The organism is Leptolyngbya sp. UWPOB_LEPTO1, from assembly GCF_017302695.1.
GTDB lineage: Bacteria > Cyanobacteriota > Cyanobacteriia > Leptolyngbyales > Leptolyngbyaceae > Leptolyngbya > Leptolyngbya boryana.
Window position 1 is genome coordinate 74,819 of the sequence record NZ_JAFLCJ010000015.1, and the last position, 18,975, is coordinate 93,793.

Annotated in this window: 21 protein-coding genes; 7 read left to right on the top strand and 14 right to left on the bottom strand. The window is 46.0% G+C overall.

Annotated elements, in window-relative coordinates; translation table 11 throughout:
• Nucleotides 1–10 precede the first annotated feature (10 nt).
• Together J0L70_RS21230 and J0L70_RS21235 are read right to left on the bottom strand one after the other, a co-directional pair.
• Entirely contained in the window at nt 11–2,416 is a 2,406-nt protein-coding gene (locus J0L70_RS21230; RefSeq protein WP_287455775.1) for a sucrose synthase, read from the bottom strand.
• Nucleotides 2,417–2,584: 168 nt separating this feature from the next.
• On the bottom strand, nt 2,585–3,031 hold the full coding sequence (locus tag J0L70_RS21235; protein ID WP_287455776.1) for a cupin domain-containing protein: 447 nt from the start codon (nt 3,029–3,031) through the stop codon (nt 2,585–2,587).
• A 76-nt stretch (nt 3,032–3,107) separates the two neighbouring features.
• On the opposite strand from J0L70_RS21235, the gene J0L70_RS21240 reads away from it, so the two are divergent.
• On the top strand, nt 3,108–3,449 hold the full coding sequence (locus J0L70_RS21240; protein ID WP_017290916.1) for a winged helix-turn-helix transcriptional regulator: 342 nt from the start codon (nt 3,108–3,110) through the stop codon (nt 3,447–3,449).
• A 15-nt stretch (nt 3,450–3,464) separates the two neighbouring features.
• Here the strand turns inward: J0L70_RS21240 and J0L70_RS21245 are convergent, their stop codons facing one another.
• The 8 genes from J0L70_RS21245 to J0L70_RS21280 form a co-directional block, all read right to left on the bottom strand.
• Nucleotides 3,465–4,787 (bottom strand): alpha-amylase family glycosyl hydrolase, encoded by a 1,323-nt coding sequence (locus J0L70_RS21245; protein WP_287455777.1) that lies wholly within the window; start codon nt 4,785–4,787, stop codon nt 3,465–3,467.
• Nucleotides 4,788–4,859: 72 nt separating this feature from the next.
• Nucleotides 4,860–5,285, bottom strand: a complete 426-nt coding sequence (locus tag J0L70_RS21250; protein WP_017290918.1) for an MEKHLA domain-containing protein — start codon at nt 5,283–5,285, stop codon at nt 4,860–4,862.
• Nucleotides 5,282–5,692, bottom strand: a complete 411-nt coding sequence (locus tag J0L70_RS21255) for a thiol-disulfide oxidoreductase DCC family protein (protein WP_287455778.1) — start codon at nt 5,690–5,692, stop codon at nt 5,282–5,284. The genes J0L70_RS21250 and J0L70_RS21255 overlap by 4 nt, the downstream gene beginning before the upstream one ends.
• The gene (murJ, locus tag J0L70_RS21260) at nt 5,689–7,314 is read right to left on the bottom strand and encodes a murein biosynthesis integral membrane protein MurJ (RefSeq protein ID WP_287455779.1); all 1,626 of its coding nucleotides are present in this window, start codon (nt 7,312–7,314) and stop codon (nt 5,689–5,691) included. Before murJ ends, J0L70_RS21255 begins: the two co-directional genes overlap by 4 nt.
• A gap of 56 nt (nt 7,315–7,370) precedes the next feature.
• Nucleotides 7,371–8,720: a 1-acyl-sn-glycerol-3-phosphate acyltransferase gene (locus J0L70_RS21265; RefSeq protein WP_026148980.1), complete on the bottom strand. Its 1,350-nt coding sequence runs from the start codon at nt 8,718–8,720 to the stop codon at nt 7,371–7,373.
• 88 nt (nt 8,721–8,808) lie between these two features.
• Nucleotides 8,809–10,077: a recombinase family protein gene (locus tag J0L70_RS21270; RefSeq protein WP_287455780.1), complete on the bottom strand. Its 1,269-nt coding sequence runs from the start codon at nt 10,075–10,077 to the stop codon at nt 8,809–8,811.
• Between the two features lie 4 nt (nt 10,078–10,081).
• On the bottom strand, nt 10,082–10,441 hold the full coding sequence (locus J0L70_RS21275) for a VOC family protein (protein WP_353736654.1): 360 nt from the start codon (nt 10,439–10,441) through the stop codon (nt 10,082–10,084).
• Between the two features lie 5 nt (nt 10,442–10,446).
• Nucleotides 10,447–10,884 carry a hypothetical protein gene (locus J0L70_RS21280; RefSeq protein ID WP_287455782.1) on the bottom strand — a complete coding sequence of 146 codons (438 nt, stop codon included), beginning with the start codon at nt 10,882–10,884 and terminating at the stop codon, nt 10,447–10,449.
• A gap of 97 nt (nt 10,885–10,981) precedes the next feature.
• On the opposite strand from J0L70_RS21280, the gene J0L70_RS21285 reads away from it, so the two are divergent.
• The 5 genes from J0L70_RS21285 (at nt 10,982) to J0L70_RS21305 (ending at nt 14,808) form a co-directional block, all read left to right on the top strand.
• Nucleotides 10,982–12,154 (top strand): sigma-70 family RNA polymerase sigma factor, encoded by a 1,173-nt coding sequence (locus tag J0L70_RS21285; RefSeq protein ID WP_287455783.1) that lies wholly within the window; start codon nt 10,982–10,984, stop codon nt 12,152–12,154.
• Between the two features lie 2 nt (nt 12,155–12,156).
• Nucleotides 12,157–13,233, top strand: coding sequence for a DUF1822 family protein (locus J0L70_RS21290; RefSeq protein ID WP_287455784.1), 1,077 nt, complete (start codon nt 12,157–12,159; stop codon nt 13,231–13,233).
• Between the two features lie 193 nt (nt 13,234–13,426).
• The gene (locus J0L70_RS21295) at nt 13,427–13,645 is read left to right on the top strand and encodes a CTB family bacteriocin (protein WP_017290927.1); all 219 of its coding nucleotides are present in this window, start codon (nt 13,427–13,429) and stop codon (nt 13,643–13,645) included.
• Between the two features lie 134 nt (nt 13,646–13,779).
• Nucleotides 13,780–14,055 carry a hypothetical protein gene (locus J0L70_RS21300; protein WP_268179836.1) on the top strand — a complete coding sequence of 92 codons (276 nt, stop codon included), beginning with the start codon at nt 13,780–13,782 and terminating at the stop codon, nt 14,053–14,055.
• Between the two features lie 21 nt (nt 14,056–14,076).
• Nucleotides 14,077–14,808: a peptidylprolyl isomerase gene (locus tag J0L70_RS21305; RefSeq protein WP_287455785.1), complete on the top strand. Its 732-nt coding sequence runs from the start codon at nt 14,077–14,079 to the stop codon at nt 14,806–14,808.
• A gap of 7 nt (nt 14,809–14,815) precedes the next feature.
• Here J0L70_RS21305 and J0L70_RS21310 read toward each other — a convergent pair whose 3' ends face one another.
• Complete coding sequence (locus J0L70_RS21310) at nt 14,816–15,202, bottom strand: response regulator (RefSeq protein WP_017290930.1); 387 nt, start codon at nt 15,200–15,202, stop codon at nt 14,816–14,818.
• An 89-nt stretch (nt 15,203–15,291) separates the two neighbouring features.
• Nucleotides 15,292–15,564, bottom strand: coding sequence for a hypothetical protein (locus J0L70_RS21315; RefSeq protein ID WP_071596191.1), 273 nt, complete (start codon nt 15,562–15,564; stop codon nt 15,292–15,294).
• A 294-nt stretch (nt 15,565–15,858) separates the two neighbouring features.
• On the opposite strand from J0L70_RS21315, the gene ccmA reads away from it, so the two are divergent.
• Nucleotides 15,859–16,710 carry a heme ABC exporter ATP-binding protein CcmA gene (gene ccmA, locus J0L70_RS21320; RefSeq protein WP_287455786.1) on the top strand — a complete coding sequence of 284 codons (852 nt, stop codon included), beginning with the start codon at nt 15,859–15,861 and terminating at the stop codon, nt 16,708–16,710.
• A gap of 229 nt (nt 16,711–16,939) precedes the next feature.
• Here the strand turns inward: ccmA and J0L70_RS21325 are convergent, their stop codons facing one another.
• Nucleotides 16,940–17,467 (bottom strand): YqeG family HAD IIIA-type phosphatase, encoded by a 528-nt coding sequence (locus J0L70_RS21325; RefSeq protein ID WP_287455787.1) that lies wholly within the window; start codon nt 17,465–17,467, stop codon nt 16,940–16,942.
• A gap of 194 nt (nt 17,468–17,661) precedes the next feature.
• The gene (mltG, locus tag J0L70_RS21330) at nt 17,662–18,777 is read right to left on the bottom strand and encodes an endolytic transglycosylase MltG (protein WP_017290934.1); all 1,116 of its coding nucleotides are present in this window, start codon (nt 18,775–18,777) and stop codon (nt 17,662–17,664) included.
• Between the last annotated feature and the right edge of the window lie 198 nt (nt 18,778–18,975).

Sequence of the window (18,975 nt, forward strand, 5' to 3'; positions counted from 1 at the left end):
ATCGGGAAGATCAAATTTTCTGGTGTTCTTCTAAAATTGATTCAGCTCTAGGCTTATACAGCAGGTGAAATAGAGCGTCGAGATAGTGTAACAAAGACTCGCGACTTTCTCGGTGAACATAGTTCCAGAAACTATATAGTTTGGTGAGCAGTAAAAGCTGTCGGGTGTGATGTTGCCAGTTGTATTCATCATGAATGCGCTGAATACTTTTCGCAGAGAGTTGCTCCCAATAGTTGGGATCAGCGTAAGCGCGATCGAGAAAATCTAAAATCTTGCGCGTTGAACCGTCGAGATCCGTCGGATTGATCAAGAATCCGTGTTTGTCATCTTCAATGATTTCGGTCGTTCCGCCGAATTCGGTGGCAAAAGAGGGCAATCCAGAAACCATCGCTTCGAGTAATACTCGTCCAAATGCTTCAAAGCGAGCAAAATGTACAAAAATACCTCTGCGATCGGCAATGCTACGATACATTTCTCCGAGATCAGGATTAGACAGGCGTTCACCAATCCAGCGCACATGCTCATGCAGTTGATAATAATCAATCAGGCGATGGATTTTTTCAATCTCTTCGGCTTCATCCGCGTTAATTGCAGCATCAACACTGAGTTTGCTAGTGACGAGAATTAAATTACAACGCTGCTGCAATTCTGGACTCCGCCCAAAACATTCAACTAGCCCAGAAAGATTTTTCACGGCTGTTAAGGGCGAGATCGCCAGAATAGGCGTGAGGCTTGGATCTGCGAGTTTGCCGAGAATATGAGACGCTTCTTGCTCGAATAAGAGATAAGTCAAGCGATCGCGGTGTTCTGACGATCGGGCGTCCGAATACGGGAAAAATACCCGTTCATCGACTCCAGGTGGAATGCGATTAAATTTGGGGCTAAAAAGCTCAATTCCATTGATCACATGGTAAAGCTGCGGCATCGTAAAGCATTTGTATGATTCATACTGTCCGAACGTATCTGGGGAACCAACAATCTCTTGATACGATGAAGTGACAATAAAATCTGCCGCATTCATGCTGATTAAATCTGCGGTAAATTGCGCGGAAAAATGATACTGCGGCTCTAACTCTTGCCAATATAAATTACTAAATAAATGTTTCGGCTTTTCGAGCGAATGTGCGATATTACAATGCGTCACGTTAAGCTGACGTGCGATCAATGAAGCAACTAAATTGCCGTCGCTGTAATTGCCAATAATTAAGTCTGGTTTTCCATTTAATTGTTCTAAGAGACGAGACTGAGCATCGATCGCGAAAGTTTCTAAATATCCCCAAATCTCAAATTTAGAAATCCAGTTATCGGTAATTTTAGAATTAAATTCTCGAAACGGAACTCGCAGAATCCAAGTATTGTTCGTATCATCTACTTTTTCAAGCGGTAAATCGCATTGTGTACCTTCGCAATTGGGAATGAGTCGCGTCAAAATTACAACTTGCGGCTGGATATTCAGCATGTCTAATCCAGCCAGATGAATCTCTTCTTGGAGTTTGCGATCGAGACTTCGGGCTTGATCTAACACATAAGCAACCTGTCCCAACGTTTCCGATCGCCCTAAGTAGTCTTGTCCCACCCAGCCATGAATGGAACAGAGCGCAACTCGAAACACAGATGGAAATCTGGCAACAAATGCCTCTAAGATCGCAGGCTGCGGCATGTTCACCATTTGATCGACGAGTTCCATCATTCCGCGAACGCGCTCAACCGTATTTCCCCATCCTGGCTCGAATCCTAAAGGCTGTAATTCTGCATGTACGCTTTGATATGATTCGTCTGAAGCTTTCGATTTCAGAATTTGAATGGCTTGGCGAATCTGCTCGGCTAACTGTTCTCCCGATTCAATTTGATCATTAATCAGCAGCGGAATTCCGTCATAGTGATGCCGATGCAGCACATCAAATAAGGTTTCGAGCCAATAGGAGCGATCGTTGAGAACCTGGCTGGATAGATATCGATTGAGAAACGCTAAGCCTTGACCAATATTGCGGGGATCGTCAACCTTCGGCGTATGCTCATAAAACGGTGTGACATCGATTTCAAACAGTTGATCTTGCGCCCGGCCCACAAAGCGATCGCGCGCTTCGAGTAAAGCTTTCGGCGGCATGACCTGAGCTTTAGTTAGTTCTGAATCGAGACACCAAATTTGCTGTCCTCCAATCCAAGGACGCAGCAGCAACCAAATACAATCTTCTTCTAACAGCAACTCATGGCTGTATTGAATCAACGTTCCGAGGTGTGAAGAGTGGAAAAAATGAGCCGGTTTGCGGGCTTCATGACAGTAATCAGCAAACGCATGAATGATCTCATTTTTCAGGAAATACCGTTGATTAGAGCGACTCAGGGTTTGAATCAACTGCTGTAAAACTGCTTGCTCATCAGCATGATGTAAAACTGCTTCAATTAACTGTTGCATAGAACTATCCATCGAGTACCTAGAGTTCGATCGATTCTGACTCGCGACTCGATGGACTATCTAAAAACCACTAAAAGAATTCCAACCCAACGCCATCAAGCCACAACTACTTAATTTCGTTATAGAACTTCGATCGCGAAATTACACCTAGCCGATGATAGAGTTTTCTCAATTCTGACTCCATGTAACCTGCTTCTTCACCCCAACTCCGTCTTGAATTGTTGCGCCTTGATAAGAACCTGATCGAGTCTGAATCACAACGCAATAGAGGTCAGTATCTCCGCAATTGCGCCAACACCGTTCTCCTGCTGGATCAACTCGCACGATCGAACCTTCTTGAACCGGGAAAATCTCACCATCGATCTGAAATTCGCCTTTCCCCTTGATAAAAATATAAATTTCTTCATTCTGCTGATGCTTGTGATAAAAGGGCACGGATTTCCCTACCGGCAACTTATTGAATGAGAGTTCTGCTCCCGTCAGCTGAAGGAGATCTTTTAAAAAGATTTTTCCGTCTACTTGGAGTTTGGGCGCTTCAAATTTGAATTGATCTAAATTCTCTAAGTTACCTAAATCAACTACTGCAAAGTTTTCTCCGGTTTTGGGTTCGAGCATGACTCATTACTTGTAAATTGCAAGTTAAAAGTAACAAATTGACTTGTAAAATGCAAGTAATCGGAGGAAATCAATTATGACTGCTCGATCGCATTGTCCGATCGCCTCAACGTTAGATCTCATTGGCGATCGTTGGACACTTCTCATCATTCGCGACATGCTTTATATGAAAAAACGGCGATTCGATGAATTTCTCGAATCGCCGGAAGGAATTTCTACCAATATTTTGAGCGATCGACTTCGCAAACTTGAAGAAGCCGAATTAATTGAAAAGCAACCTTACAGTAGTCATTCCCGTCGAATGGACTATCAACTGACCGAAAAAGGGAAAAGTTTGCAGCCTGTTCTACGATCGATGATCAAATGGGGACTCGAAAATCTCCCCGCTACCTCAATTCCGTCTCAACAGACTCAGTAAACTATTGAACGCGATTCAGCCTAGCAACCACATTTGAGCCGATCGAGCTGGCACACTCAGGGAGAACTGATTGCCTGAAAGTGTCATCGTTTGCCCCTGAATCAGCTCGCGATACTGACCCGGATTCTTTAAGCCCCAAGTGCTCAAATCTACTCGTTGCTCTGTACCACTCTTGTTAATCGCAACCATTCCCTGTTCTCCTCTTCGGAAGACGAGCAAAACATCGCTTTCGTAGAGAATGTGCATCAATTCTCCCTGAACTGCATTGTGGAAAGCAATCATCGCAACAATATCGGGACGCTTGTAGAAGTCGAGCCAGCGATCGCGATCGACATCATGTTTTGACTCGTTATGATCCGAGTAAATCAGCGGCACACCGCCATCTCGACCCAAAATATAAGCATGAGCTAAATGTTCATCTTGCGGATCGAGCAGCCAGAAGCGAAAGCCATCATTGTGAGGAATATCATGGTTCACGACAAAGGTAACAGCTCGATTCCAAGGTAAAGCATTGCCTTGATCTTGAGGATTGGCTAAAGCCCGCAATGAACCACCAAATCCAAAGGCTTCGCGGATCGTTTGAAACAGCGGGAAATCATAGGCAGACATCCAGGTTTCTCGCAGAAAGGGTTCGAGAAACACCTTTTCGTCGTTCTCACTCCCGGTTAACACTTCACCAAACCAGAAGCGACCTTGAAAATCTGGAGTATCTGCAAGACTATCGATCATGCGCTCTGTAATATGTTTGATCGCATCAACCCGAAACCCGTCAAATCCCATTTCGACTAGGGCTTTGACCATTAAATACTGCTGTTTTAAGACCCAATCAGAATCTTTGAGATCTGGCAAACCGGACAGATTTTGATATTGCACGGCTCCGCGATCGCCCCATTCGTGACCTTCAATTTCTCCAGCTTGATTAAAATCCCAAGGCGAAAACAAGCCCTCATTCAAATCCCCATACAATCGGTTTTCTGCAAATAAAGCAGGTTCCGCTTTGTAGCGCTCAAGCTCGGCTTCTCCTGGAAAGTTAAGATGATCTGCGCGCGCTTCATTTGCCATGTGATTGATGACTAAATCTGCATAGACCTGAATTCTAGAACTCCCACTATGACAAGCTTCAAGCAGATTTTCTAGATCTCGCTTGCCTCCCAGATGAGACAACAAGACCCGATAATCTTTTGGCTGATAGCGTTGCCACCATTGATCGCCTTTGGGATCAGAGTAAAGAGGGGGCGGGATTAATATTGCTCCATAACCTGCCGCACGAATCGCATCGAGGTTTTCAATAATCTCGGTATACCGCCAATTGAAAGCGTGAAGAGTAACATTCCGCATGTCGATCCGCTCCTTAGTCTCGGTTAACGGGGCAAAAACAATAACCCACACTAACCACAGAATTAGGGATCGTCAAATAAATTTCCAACTTGAGAAGGTTGCAGCCTGTCCACAAGGTTGATCGAGTTCATCCAAAACCGTCCAGAGGATGACGTTTTCAATCCAGAATCGTTTCCCGGTGCTAGAAATCCGAACGCCCCGATAGTCACTGATATAGCCTTGGGCTTTTGCTTGCGCGAGCAGACGCGATCGCTCTTCTTGGCTGATCGGTTCTGCGGAATATCTCGATGGCAATTGTGTAAAGGTGTCCCAGTCCATTTCCCAGAGGTCTAACGCTTGCCGATTCGCATAGTTAAAAATGGGATCAGATTCGGTTCCATGCGAAACCACGACAAAAGGAGCTTCAAACAAGGCTTCAGGCGTTTCGATTAACGGTTTGCCTGTCCAATGCTGAAAGCTTGTAATCAAGCGTTGAGCCTGTTGAATTCGAGAAATCATTGGGGGAAGTTACAGTCGCAAGCAGGATAAGCGGTTTGATACGTCTCGGATCGCCGACCAAACAGCGCATATCGATTATCTCGAACTTGGGCATAGACGCGATCGCCCACCCATTTCATTCCCGGCAAATTTCGATACGCTGTCACAAATACATTGCCTGTCGGTAAGAGTCGTCCAATTTCTTCTGCGGCATCACTGCCTTGCCAGCGTCGATCGGGCTGGTTGTTATCGATCACAATCATTCCCATTTCGCAATCTTTAGCCGTGACATTGAACTGAGCTAATCCAGCTTCGTCTTGCATGGGGAGATATTGAAAGAGCTTGCCTTGATCAATTTGTTCAAGAACTTGAACGAGATTCGAGCAAAGATTACATTGCCCATCGTAAATGACGGTGTAAGGTTTCATCGGCTAAAACGTTGACGAATACGATCGACAAATTGATCGACTTCCTCTAATTTTAGCTGAGTCGCTAAGAGCGCGAAGACGACAAGACCGATACTGCCCGCGATCGTTGTTTGAGCCAGCGCTAAGAAGAACCCTTTGAACCCGGATAAATTGGCGATCGCGTTAGAAATAAACCAGCTTGCAGTTCCAGCAAGAATGCTACTACTCGCTAAGCCTAGGATCGAATACCCCCATTGGAACAACGGTAAGCCTCCCAATCTACGGTTTAGAAAATAGAGCAGTACGAAAACTGAGAGAATATTCACGCTCACGGTTGCTAGTACGATCCCAACAATGCCAAACGGTTTGTAAAACAGAAAATCGAACAAGGCATTGAGAAAGATATTGACCATACTAATTTTGAACGGGGTGTCGCCATCTCCCAAGCCATAGAACACCCGCACAAGAACATCCCGACTGAGATATACAAACATCCCAACCGCATATGCCATTAAGACAGACGCAACAAGCTGAGATGCTTCGGGTTTGAATGCGCCTCTTTCGTAGACCACTCGCACGATCGGAGTTGCGAGTGAAATCATCAATGCACTTAACGGCAGCATCACAACCGCAGTTCCAAGTATCCCTTGGCGAATCCGCTGTTTTAATTGGTCAGCCTGACTCGGATCAGCCAATCTAGAAAATGTCGGTAACAGCGGGACGAGGATCATATTCGAGAGAATCCCCAACGGCGTTTGAACGAGCAGATTCGCATAATCCAAACTCGCGATCGCGGCAACAGCATTCGGTAAAAATGCTGCAAACGTTAAATCCGTAATCACATTAATTTGCAGCATTCCAGACGAGAATAAAGCGGGACCCATCACTCGCAGCACTTCTTGAACGCCCGGATCATTCCAGACAAATCGCATTCGGAATCGTCCTAATCCCGATTGGCGCTGTGCCCAGAACTGAGCTAACCATTGCAAAACTGTTCCAATCAGCGTTCCGAATGCGAGTACTATTCCTCCAATCAGTGCATAATTCGGATTGGTACTTGCAGATCCCGCAGTTAGGATAAAAATTCCAATGCCCGCAATTAGCGTCAGGCTAGACAGCAAAGGACTAATCGACGGCAGCCAGTACTGATCAGCAGCATTTAATGTGCCAAATCCGATGCCAATCATTCCAGCGAACCAAGCGATTGGAGCCATGATGCGCAATTGTTGAATGGCGATCGCTCTCGTCTCAAGTCCCTGTGCAGTTTGCTGCAATCCACTGGCAAGTAGATCAATAAAGAACGGTGCAAAGATAAAAACGACGATCGCAACAACGAGAAAAACACTGCCAATTAAGGTTGAAATTGCTTCTACTAAAGGAGCAGAGTCTTCTTTTTTCCGCTTGGCTAGAGCGCTCACCATGCCGCTATGGAAAGGCCCATTAATTCCGCCAAGCAGAATGAGGAAAAAGCTCGGAATAATGGCAGAAATATCATAAGCGGCTTTTGCCGTACCGACTCCAAATGCAAAGGCGATCGCGAGTTGTCTAACCAGTCCAACAACTTTGCTGATAAGAGTTGCAAGCGCAACGATTCCTGCGATTCCTGCAAGAGAGCGTTTCGGTTTGGGTTGTGTTTCAGTCACATTAAATACGGCAAAATTGGCTTCACTTATTTAAGCACCTACCCGATCATTCAGCACTACAAGATCATTTTCTCCATTGCAGTCTGCAAGTCCTGAGTAAGATCTGCAACGGCTTGTTTTGTAGCACGTCGATCGCCTTTGGTAGCCGCCGCACGATCGCTGACTGAAATCGGATCTCCCACGGTGATTAAGACCGATTGTTTCCCGAGTTTGGGACGTTTGAATGCATCACCGCCTTTGATGCGGGTAATCATATCCCATAAGAGTAAAGTCGTTTCCGCAAAGCGATCGAGCGAAGGTTTTTCGATCACATATCTTCCGGTGACCGCAACAAAACTCTCGACGAGTCGCATATGCCAAATTCTCAGACTGGCTTCTTCAGCAACGCGATCGGCAAGTCCTCGATCGACCGGAGAGAGTTCGCCTAATTTCAGATCTTCTCGGAAAATTAAATCCCAGGCTGCTTGCTCTAAGCGGCGACAGCGATCGATGACGCTTCCTTTCGGTTGAATATCAAAATACTGTTCTGCAACAGTCAAAGCTGAATCCATTAGGACTTGCAGCCGCAGTGCCAGTCTCGCATTCGGTTCAGCATGTTCGACTGAGGGTAGATCTTGATGATAAAACTTCTTGTAAAACGATTCCATCACCGTTAGCATATGTTCTGCGATCGTATACAGTCTTGCATAGCGATCAGGATTTTTCGGTGTGATTCCTGTATCGGTTTCTAATTCACCTAACAGTTGATCAACCGGAGTCCAATCGCGTTTGACATAGTGATATTGAATTCCGATCGGAACAATGATCACTTCTTCATTGCGATTTGCTTTTTGTAAGTCTTCGACGCACCAAAAACCCATCTGTGCGATTCCGGGTTCCAGCGGGCTGACAATTTCGTTATGTCCATTGGTTGCGCCTTCAGGGGCAGCCATCAGCGGGAATTGTCCATTGGCTAAAAGGTCGCGGGCTGAGCGCAATCCAACGCGATCGAGCTTGCCGCGATGAATCGGAGTTCCGCCCAGTTTCGAGTAAATCCAGCCAACTCTAGACCCTGCCCATAACGGAATGCCGCGATCGTACATGAAGTGAGAGTGAGTCGGTAATCTGAGCCGAATGCCTTGGCGACGAGCAGTCCGAGGCAGCAGATAGTGCATCAAATACATTAGGCAAAACGGATCATCCGAACTCGGATGCCGAAAAGCCATGAGTAAGCGGATTTTGCCGGATTGAAATTGTTCGTACAGATCAACAAGTTTTTCGACCTGGATCGCTTCGATTCGGGAAATCGCAGTTCTGTGTCGCATCCAGAACGGGAGAATCGATCGCATTCCGCGCAGGATGCTCATGTTCAGGTCGGGCGGGATAAATTCAAGTGGGGGTTGGACAAACTGACGAGGACGCGACACAGTAAACTGCTCCTAACACAAGAGATGTCAGTATCTTAGATGCAGTTTTTTCAGATGATCACGATCGCGTTACAGATTGATAATCGGTTCAGAAAATAAAGTTCAGTTTTAACTGCCAGCCTGTTTCTGTGCGAATCAGTTCAATTTGTCGAATGAATTCTCGAAAATAAAATCGGCGTTCTGCTTCTGAAAGATCCAACCAGAATTGAGGAATCGAAACCGTTTGAGCGATCGCTTTCAAATTCACCGGAGGCAGTTGAGACAGTTGCGCTTGTAATTGAGCGATTTCACTTCGCAATTTGTACGATCGCAAATCTGCTGTTTCTGAGTCTAAAATTCCAGTTTCAATCAAAGGTGGAATTTGTTCAAGAATTGATTGCTTTTGGACGATCGCACCGTTAATTCTTTGCTTGATGGCATCAAGATCAGGAATTCCCGCTTCTGAAACGGCACGTGGGAGATCTTCGCAGATTCTCTCGATCGTCGATTGCAGGATGTCATCATACGCGATCGCTTTGCATTGTTTCGGACATTGCATCGGGCGAAGATACAAGTATTCTTTTTGTCCTTTCTTTCGAGATGTCACTCGTGTCACCGTCATTCCCGATTGACACTCACCACAAGTGACAAGACCTGCAAGCGATCGGGGTGCGCTAGCAGTTCGAGCAGGTAAGCGACGGTTGCGGCGCAGTAAGCGATCGATTTGTGCGGCTTCATCGCGAGACAGAATAGCAGGATGAGTGTCTGGAATCGTTTCGCCAGTTTGATACTCCAAATCCCCTCGGTAAACAGGGCTAGTGAGCCAGCGTTGTCCGGTCGAGACTGAAATTTTTTTGCCGTATTTCTTTTCTAAAAATCGGACAGCATCGCGTAGAGAACCGTAGAGGAGAAAGCGATCGAAGAATTCTTTCACGACTGGGGCAGTTGTGCGATCGAGAATGTAGCGATTTCGACTGCGACGATAGCCGTAAGGGGCTTTTCCGGGTGGAGCAAGGGTTTTGACTCGATTTTGGGCGTGACCTTGCCGGATTTTGCGGCTGCGTTGGTTGTACTGTAAGTCCTGTAATTGTTCGAGCGCCGTCGCAGAAAGGGTTTCAGATTCGAGCGTAATCAGTTCGATATTCAGAGTTTCGAGTTGGGCAAGTCTAGTTTGAATTTCAGCGATCGATTCTCCGAGATCCTCGATTTGTCGAATGAGTAATTGAACCGATTCATTTTGATGATCGTCAATGAGTTGCTGTAATTGAGTTCTTTGCGTTGTGAAATCTTGATAAATGCGATCAACCTTATATTCCGAAAATACTAACTCTGACGATTCTTCTAGCAATGGATCAGAGTAGAGATAAGCAATCACCATGCGGTTATGCTTCTCCTAATTCAATCATATTTCCATCCGGATCTTTAACGAATAAAGCAGGTCGCCCCGAAGCACTCATTTGAATCTCACATCCTGCCTGAATCAATGTTGCTTTAGCAGTTTCAATGTTCTCGACCGAAAACGCTAAATGCCGATTCCTACCCCACTTTTCGACGAGCGTTTCCGAAACAGGAGCCGAATCTGCAATCAAATGAATTTGAAACGCTCCAATCTCGTACCAAGCCCCCGGAAACTTCAACACTCGATCGATCTTTTTCAACCCCAACACGGTTCCATAAAACTGCTCTGATTTCTCCAAGTCAGAAACCACGATCGCAGCATGTAAAAATTGGGTGAGTTGCATAACCATTAACGTTTCGGTGCATAAATGGGCATCTGATTCGGATTATAAGGCGTAGGTTCAGATGTCGGTTGCACCTGTTCGACAACCTTAAAAATATTGATAAACAAGATATTTCGCGACCGATCGACACAGCCAATAATGTCAGGATTGCGCGCCCCTGTCGGCAATTGAAAATAGTTCGAGCCGCCTGGACGCGGATAATCGTAATTATTAGCAGCACTTCCCGGACGCGGGAAGCTATAGCCATCGTCAATCATTCCCATTCTTCTGCCACAAAGATTTGAACGATCGCCCGGTTTCCTGACTCGAATCACAATTTGGCTATCTGCATCATCTGAAAAAGAGTCAAGCATATTGTGCGGAATGCCATACTCTTGAGCTTTCACCGTACCGGGAATCAAGGCAACAGCACCGATTATCAAAGCAATTAGTTTACGTTTCATGTCGATTTCCTTTTGAGAATTGAATCAGAAGCCTCAATCTGAGTTAAAAAATTGAGAAGTCATCACACTGATTCAATAGGAATCACTTCTTTGATTTATGCGATCGCGCCAAGACCCGTTAGAAACGTTTTCCACTTTCCTGCAATTTGAAGGCGATCGTGCTTCCACCTGGGCAACCGATGCCCGATTGCGCCGCAGAATGCAGAAATGCTTAGAATCTGCCTCTGGCTCCCTTAATTTTTGGGCGCTCTATTGGTTGAAAATTTGGCAGGAAAAGAGCGATCGCGGTGCAGTTGATCATTTGACCGCTTACCTGCAAGAAACCTGCTATTGGTCAGCTCATAAGATGCTGCTGAATTTCGCAGCAGTGCAATATACATTGCCAGATTGCTTCCAAGTCGCGATCGTCAAAGTTGAGAAAATTCTCCAAAACTTCAACGCCCAACAAGGCTTCAACTTACAAAACTACGCCAGTGCAATTTTTTCCAGTACGATTCGCGATACCTTACGTCAGCGGCAAGAAGTTGATATCTGCACGAACTGGGCACTGCTTCGGAAAGTCAGCCAAAAGCGTTTAGTCGAATCGCTGGAAAATGCTGGATTGAGCGCAGAAACGATCGCATCTTATGTCCTTGCGTGGAACTGTTTCAAAACCTTGTATGTTCCGACTCAAGCCACAGGTACGCGAAAATTACCTCGACCCGATGATCAGACCTGGACAACGATCGCACACCAGTACAACAAAAATCGCGAAGCTCTACTCGAAGCAACTCCCACTCTGATCGAGAAATGGCTCATCACTTGTGCGAATGCTGCCCGAAATTATCTGAATCCAACTTTAGTTTCTATCAATACGCCGAAACCTGGATATGACTCCGGGGAACTCCTCGACGATGTGCCTGAAAGTCCAAGAGAATCTCTGATCGCAGATTTGATTGCAGAAGAGGAAATACAAGAACGCCAAGCCCAACGATCGAACCTCAACCAAGTCTTAGAAACTGCGATCGCACAGCTAGACGAAGAACTGCGCTCAATTTTGCGCTTGTACTATGCCGAAAATTGTACGCAGCAGCAAATGGCAACTCGTCTGAACATCAAGCAATACACGATTTCTCGTCGCCTCACCAAAGCCAAAGAACTCCTCCTCAAGAGCCTTGCTACCTGGAGTCAAGAAACACTGCATATTTCCCTCACCCCTGCCCTACTTCAAAGCATGAGTGCCGTCCTTGAAGACTGGCTACAAACCCACTACAAAAACCTGGAGAACTAGCCATGTCTCTCGACCTTTTTCTCGAAACTGATCCGACCCAACTCTGGCAACCCAATTGGACAGCCTATCTCAATCAACTTTGTTTGAGTGCTCTACTTCCCTGGTTTCAATCCGAAACGCCCAGTGCTAGAACCTGGGTCAACGCCAACGCACTTTCTAGCTTTTGGGAATTCGTAAATGGAACAGCTTTCACCGTCAACGGATTGCGATTCGTTGTGATTCCCACTGAATCGATCGACCATGATGAACTTCGCATTCCGCAAGAATGGATTGATTTACCCACTTGGGCAGGCGATTACTATTTAGCGGCACAAGTTGAACCAGACGAAGGGCGCGTCAGCGTTTGGGGCTATGCGACTCACCATACTGTTAAAACGCAAGGACACTTAGATTTCAACGATCGTACTTATTGCCTCACCTCAGATCAACTTGCCAATCCAGAACTGATTTGGCTAACTTCAGAACTTTGTCAGCCCCAACTTCGAGCCGAGCTTGCAGCACTACCTGCATTGTCGATCGAACAAGCGAACAATCTCATTACTCGGCTGAGCAATCCTGAGTTACTTTCTCCACGCTTAGCACTTCCCTTTCAGACGTGGGGAGCATTGATCGAGCATGGTGGCTGGCGACAACGCTTATATCAATCGCGCCAAGGAATCACTCAACCCTCGATTCTCGAATGGTTACAGTCGGGGGTTTCTCAACTCTTCAACTGGGAACGGCTCGAACTCCAACCCGGCTATGCAGCAGCCCGAAGTGCAGATCTGACAGCACCAACGAATGTTTTATCTCGGGTGCTAGAAATCGCCGGACAGCAATATGAGTTACAAGTCATTCTGCAAGCGGATCAGACTTGGCGATTTGAACTGCACAATCTTTCACCCGGTGGAATGGTTCCAGGTGGCTTTAAGCTGCGTTTACTCACAGAAGATTTGCAGAGCTTTGAAGGCAATGAAGCGATCGCGCAAACAAGCGTTGAATCGCTCTCGATCGAAGTCGCGCTAGACCCTGGAGAAGGCATTGTCTGGGAGACTGAGCCGCTGAGTGAAGGCTACGATCGAGAAATTCTCCGCTTTTAATCGTGTTCTGAGACCCCCGAAATTTTGACAACTTCGGGGGTCTTTTTCAACCCAAAAATAAGTCCGCCAAATTGGCTACATATACAGCAAGAATTCCCCCATCCCAGAAATTCAGCAGATACCTTATATACATAGCAACTCAAACAGCAGTTGCTACTCTCAAAAAAAACATTCAACCACAACGGAGACCATCATGATTATCAACGAATTGACCTATCAAGAAATCGCAACCGAAGCTAACGAACTCGAAGGCGGAGTTGACTTCTCTCTCAACTACACTCAATTTCAACAACACACAACTTTGATGCAAACAGGTTCCACATCTGGTCCTGGCGGAAGTACTTCCTTTGCAACCGGTGGTAGCTTGCAAATTGATACGTCCGGCTTTGGCGGGATTGTTCTAGGTCTTTAATTGACTGCCCAATAAGTTCACACCCTTGCCTGATGTGAACTTGTGAAACTCCATGCTCCCAAACTCTCGAACTCCGATTTCTTTGAAGAGGTCGGAGTTCTAACTCCCTCTATCTCTAGCCAAGGAGCGATTTTATGATCATTGCAGATATCGACTATACAGAAGACGCGATCGCAGAACATTCCACCACGATTCAAGGAGGTCGCCGTCGCAAAAAACGACAAAGTAATCTCTCTCTCTTCTCGTTATTTCAACCCCTTCTACAATCCCTAAATATCAATCCTGCAGCCTCAGCTACCATTGCCAATCTCGGTGGCAATTCCATCGGCAATACTGCAATTTCAACCAATATTTCGATGCCTATCTTCATTGTGATCAACCAATTTGGGGACGGACAAATTTTTTGGTAATACGCGCAAAGGACTAAGAAAATGACTAGCTTTAAGGGGGAAACGATTCACTCAGAAACCATCATTGCAACGCTAAAAAAAACTTTGCAACTGAAAGAAATTTGCCGCAACATCTCTTACCAGAAAATCATTGATCAAGCGATCGAGTCGCGTGAGATCACCGTCACTCCTGAAGAAATCCAAGCGGAAGCAGACCACATTCGCTATGAAAATCGGCTCTTCCGCTCCGCTGATACCTTCGCGTGGCTCAATGATCAACTCGTGACGCCTGAAGAATGGGAAGCAGGCATTCGCGATCGCTTGCTGACTAAAAAACTCGCTCAAATCTTATTTGCAAAAGAAGCCGATCGCTTTTTCACAGAAAATCAGCGCGAATTCGATCAAGTGCTGCTTTACCGGATTGTGGTTCCGTATCAGCAACTTGCTCAAGAGATTGCCTATCAAATCCAAGAAGACGAAATCAGCTTTTATGAAGCTGCCCATCTGTATGATTCAGATGATCAGCGTCGATTTCAATGTGGGTATGAAGGCAAGCTCTACCGTTGGAACCTCAAACCCGAACTTTCTGCACTCGTCTTTAGTGCGACTCCAGGACAGGTGATTGGTCCGATCGAGATGGATCAAGCCAGTCATTTACTGCTCGTCGAAGAGTTCATTCCAGCCGAGTTTACTCCTGAGCGTCAGCAAGAAATCCTCGATCGTATGTTCAATGAATGGTTAACCACCGAATTGAACTATCTGATCCATACCTAAGCACAGCTTAGCAAGGGACAAAGTTCCAGCCCAAAGCCTGAGCGACTTGCTTCGCAAGTACCATCGGCTCGAATGGTTTTGCGATCGCAGCTTTAATTCCGAGTTCTTCGTAGTACTGATAGTCGCTCACTTGAGCTTTAGCTGTGAAGAACATAACTGGAATGTGCTGAGTAGCAGGATTTTCCCGCAGCCGATTAAATGTTGCAATACCATCCATATCTGGCATCATCACATCGAGCAAAATCGCATCCGGCTGCTCAAGTTCCGCGGTTTGAATCCCTTCTAAGCCAGAACTTGCGGTCAGCACATCCCAGCCTGCAACAGTTTCAAGGCAGATCTTTGTCACTTCTTGAATGTACTCTTCGTTATCCACGACTAAGATGCGTTTTCTCATGTGCTTGAAGTTTCTAAACGAGAGACAGGTTCTCCATCTTCTATTTTCCTCGTTTGTGCTGTCAAAAAAAGCGATCAACCATCAGAAGATCAACTCACTAGAAGATGATTCGGCTTGTCAGAACGATGATGTTGAATGACTTTTGCAAAATGAGAGATCGGCTGAAGCGCTGCACTTCGCCCAGAGTGAATCACAAAAGGTTTTAATCCAGCAGGTTCTAGTATAGGAGAAGAGACTGTGGTCGCAGGATCATCCATCTCAAGATTAGGCATTTCTGCCCAGCAGGAGCGACAGAACCAATACAAAGATCCGCGTCGAATATGGCGGAGAAGTCGATCTGAGCAGCAAGGACAATTAGACATTTTTTATCTCGGGTATAGAATCGGAATTCTGTCGGAATGAGAAATAGGGTCAGCAAAGGTATTAAGTTCAACACTATGCCTCAAAATTGAGGAATTGATGAGGAAATGAGCAGGCATCCCCTTCTAGTCACAATTCGATACCTTTCGTAAGATTACGAGTCGAATTTGACGGCAAGTTTCCAGATTTACAGGTAGTTCACAACCATTCATCAGAAAACCCCTCTCTACTCCCCACTCCCCACCTTCCGACTCCATACGATATTGTTAACTAATATTTCTAAAACGCTAAGATCAATGATTGCTGCTGTCTCGCTTCAAAATGTGCATAAGTTTTACAACAAAGTTCCAGTCGTGAATGGGCTTTCGTTTGAAATTCAAGCAGGAGAGATGTTTGGATTGCTCGGACCGAACGGTGCAGGAAAATCAACCACAATTCGGATGTTAACCACGTTGACCAAGCCTTCAGATGGTCAGATTCAAGTTGCTGGATATGATGTGGCTCGTCAGCGATCGCTGGTGAAGTCCCGTATCGGAGTTGTCCTTCAGCAAATTAGTATCGACAGTGATCTAACCGTCTGGGAAAACATGGAATACCACGGGCGCTTACATCACATTCCCAATCCAGTCCGCCAGCAAGAGATTGATCAGGCATTGGAATATGTGGAACTCAACGATCGCAGAAATGATCCGGCAAAAACGCTGTCTGGCGGGATGAAGCGCCGTCTCCAAATTGCACGCGCTTTACTCCATCGACCTGAAATTTTGTTCCTGGATGAACCGACCGTTGGACTTGATCCACAAACGCGTCGCCGCTTGTGGGAAATTATCCGCGATTTGAACAAGCAAGGAATGACAATCCTTCTGACCACTCACTATATGGATGAAGTGGAATATTTGTGCGATCGCATTGGCATCATGGACAGCGGCAAACTGATTTCACTCGGCACGCTAGGAGAATTGCGGCAGCAGCATGGAAAAGGCATTGTCATGAAGCAGGCAAGCGATTCTTGGGATTACAAGTTTTTTCCAACCATCGAAGATGCGAATCAATTTTTGGATCAACAGCCCGATAAAACGGGAATGATGGTGCGCCCATCGAATCTAGAAGATATTTTTGTAGAATTGACCGGGCGAAATCTAGATTAGCAATCTCCAAACAAACTGGACTTAGCTCAGCCCTGGCATCCTGCTAGCAAATTCTGCCAATTGAAAAGCTTTGCATAAACGAAGTGCCGACTCCTTTCGGAACGGCACTTCGCTAGTATTCACTGAGATTTATCGTTTAGAGCCTTTAAATTAGCTGGCTCCATTTAATCTTTATCTAGGATGCCAGCAATTTCCTTGACTCTCGGGTTTCATAATCTTTTCTACAGATTTACGGCTTGTAAGGAGTCAAAGTCGCACCCAAAGCTTGAGAGAGCCAGACCTCGATCGCGTGAACCGGGTATTTTCGCGCCACTTCAGCCGTCGGATCGACCATTGGCTGCACCAAAATCGTACACATTCCCAACCGATTGCCTGCTAACACATCGGTGAATAAGCGATCGCCCACCATTCCTACCTGCTCCGGCGGCAAATTCATCGCTTCTACGGCTCGTCTCAGCTTACGTCGAGAAGGCTTGCCTGCTCCGATAATATAAGGAACACCCAAAATATCAGCAATGCGCTTAATGCGATTCTCGCTAATATTGTTACTTGCAAGCCAAATCTCTGTCACTTGGCGCACCTGCTCAACCCAAGGCAATAACTCGCTTGAAATCTGCGCGGTCGTAATTGGAACCAGCGTCTCATCGACATCTAACACAAGACCACGCAAGTTGCGCTCAGATAGCATTTCAGGTGTCAAACCTAAAATCGTGGTATCGAGAAGAAGATCGGGTTGAAGGAGTTTGCCCCAAGTCATAGCAGGTTATCGGGTGAGATTGGACAGAAGAAAGTGAAAAAATACTGACGACTCGCGTAAGTGCTGCAATTCGTAGAATCAATTACATTCTTGCGCATTTTGTCAGTTTATTAAACAACGCTATAGGTTCTAGTCTAGAACGTTGCAGCTATAATCTCATACCTGAAGACCACGGATCGAATTGTGAAGCTGCGTTAATTTCCCGTTTTTTGCGGAGTTTTTTGCTGTTCTTTCTGCGCTTGGGCATCGACGCGATCGCGAATCTTACCCTGCGCAGATTCATGCTCTGCTAACGTTCGACTAAACACATGCGACCCATCGTATCGCGCCACGAAATAGAGATAGTCGGTCGCTTCAGGATTTAAGGTTGCCTTTAAACTTGCAACCCCAGGAGCCGCGATCGGGGTCGGAGGCAAGCCTGGCGTGACATAAGTATTATACGGAGAAGGAGTCGCAACTTGAGCGTAGGTCAGCGGATTTTCAGGCGTTTGTTGAACACCAAGCGCATACTCTACCGTGGGGTCTGAGCCTAAGGTCATATTCTTCTTCAACCGATTGTGAAAGACTCCAGAAATAATTCCCCGCTCAGACGGAATCACGGCTTCTTTCTCAACAATGCTAGCGAGCGTGACCCATTGCAGCAGAGACAAATTAGTATTGGCTCGGTTTTTGTTGTAGAGCGGTAACGCCACTTGCTCAAAGCGATTCAGCATTTGGCGAATCACTTGTTTTGGGGTAATCGCGCTCCCCGCTTCGATCTGATAGGTATCTGGATACAAAAATCCTTCCAGAAATGGCAGATTCGCAGGCAGCCAAGGATAATCAGAATTCGGGATTTCGCTCGCGGCTGCTAGAAAGTCTTTCGCTTTGAAATAGCCTTGTTTCTCAAAATAATTTGCCATCTGCTTCATCGACCAACCCTCAGGAATGGTGAAGCTGCGCTGTGCAACTTGCCCGTTCCAGATGGTGTTCGCGATCGATTGCAGAGAATCTCCGGTCGAAAGTTCGTAATTTCCAGCCTGGAATCCGCCATCTGGGTCTTGCCACATCATCCAGCGTGCCAGAACATCCCAAGCCTTCGCTGAACGAATCAGCCCAGCAGCTTCGAGTTCTTGTCCAATTTGTTGAGCCGAAGTTCCTTGGGGAATTTGGATCAGGATTCGTTTTCCTTGGTCTGCTGTCGCTTGCGGGGTCATAGGCGAACTCGCAAAACTCCACCAGGCTTGAGCGCGCCATGCAGAGAGTCCAAGTGCAACCCCGACGAGAGCTAGGAAAAACGAAAATCTTGCAAAGCTTTTAGCGATTTTCATCAGTAAATGAATGTGAGATGCGGAGAACTGCAGCTGATGCCTTCGTTCAGAACAAATATTAATTCAGTTTGTCAACCTGTCAACCGCTTTGAATAAAGTTTTATAGCAAGATTTTTAACAAATTTGATTCCGGGGGATCAAACCCAGTCAGTAATTGTAGCCTTTATTTCAGATCAGGAAAAACTTTTTTCTTAACTT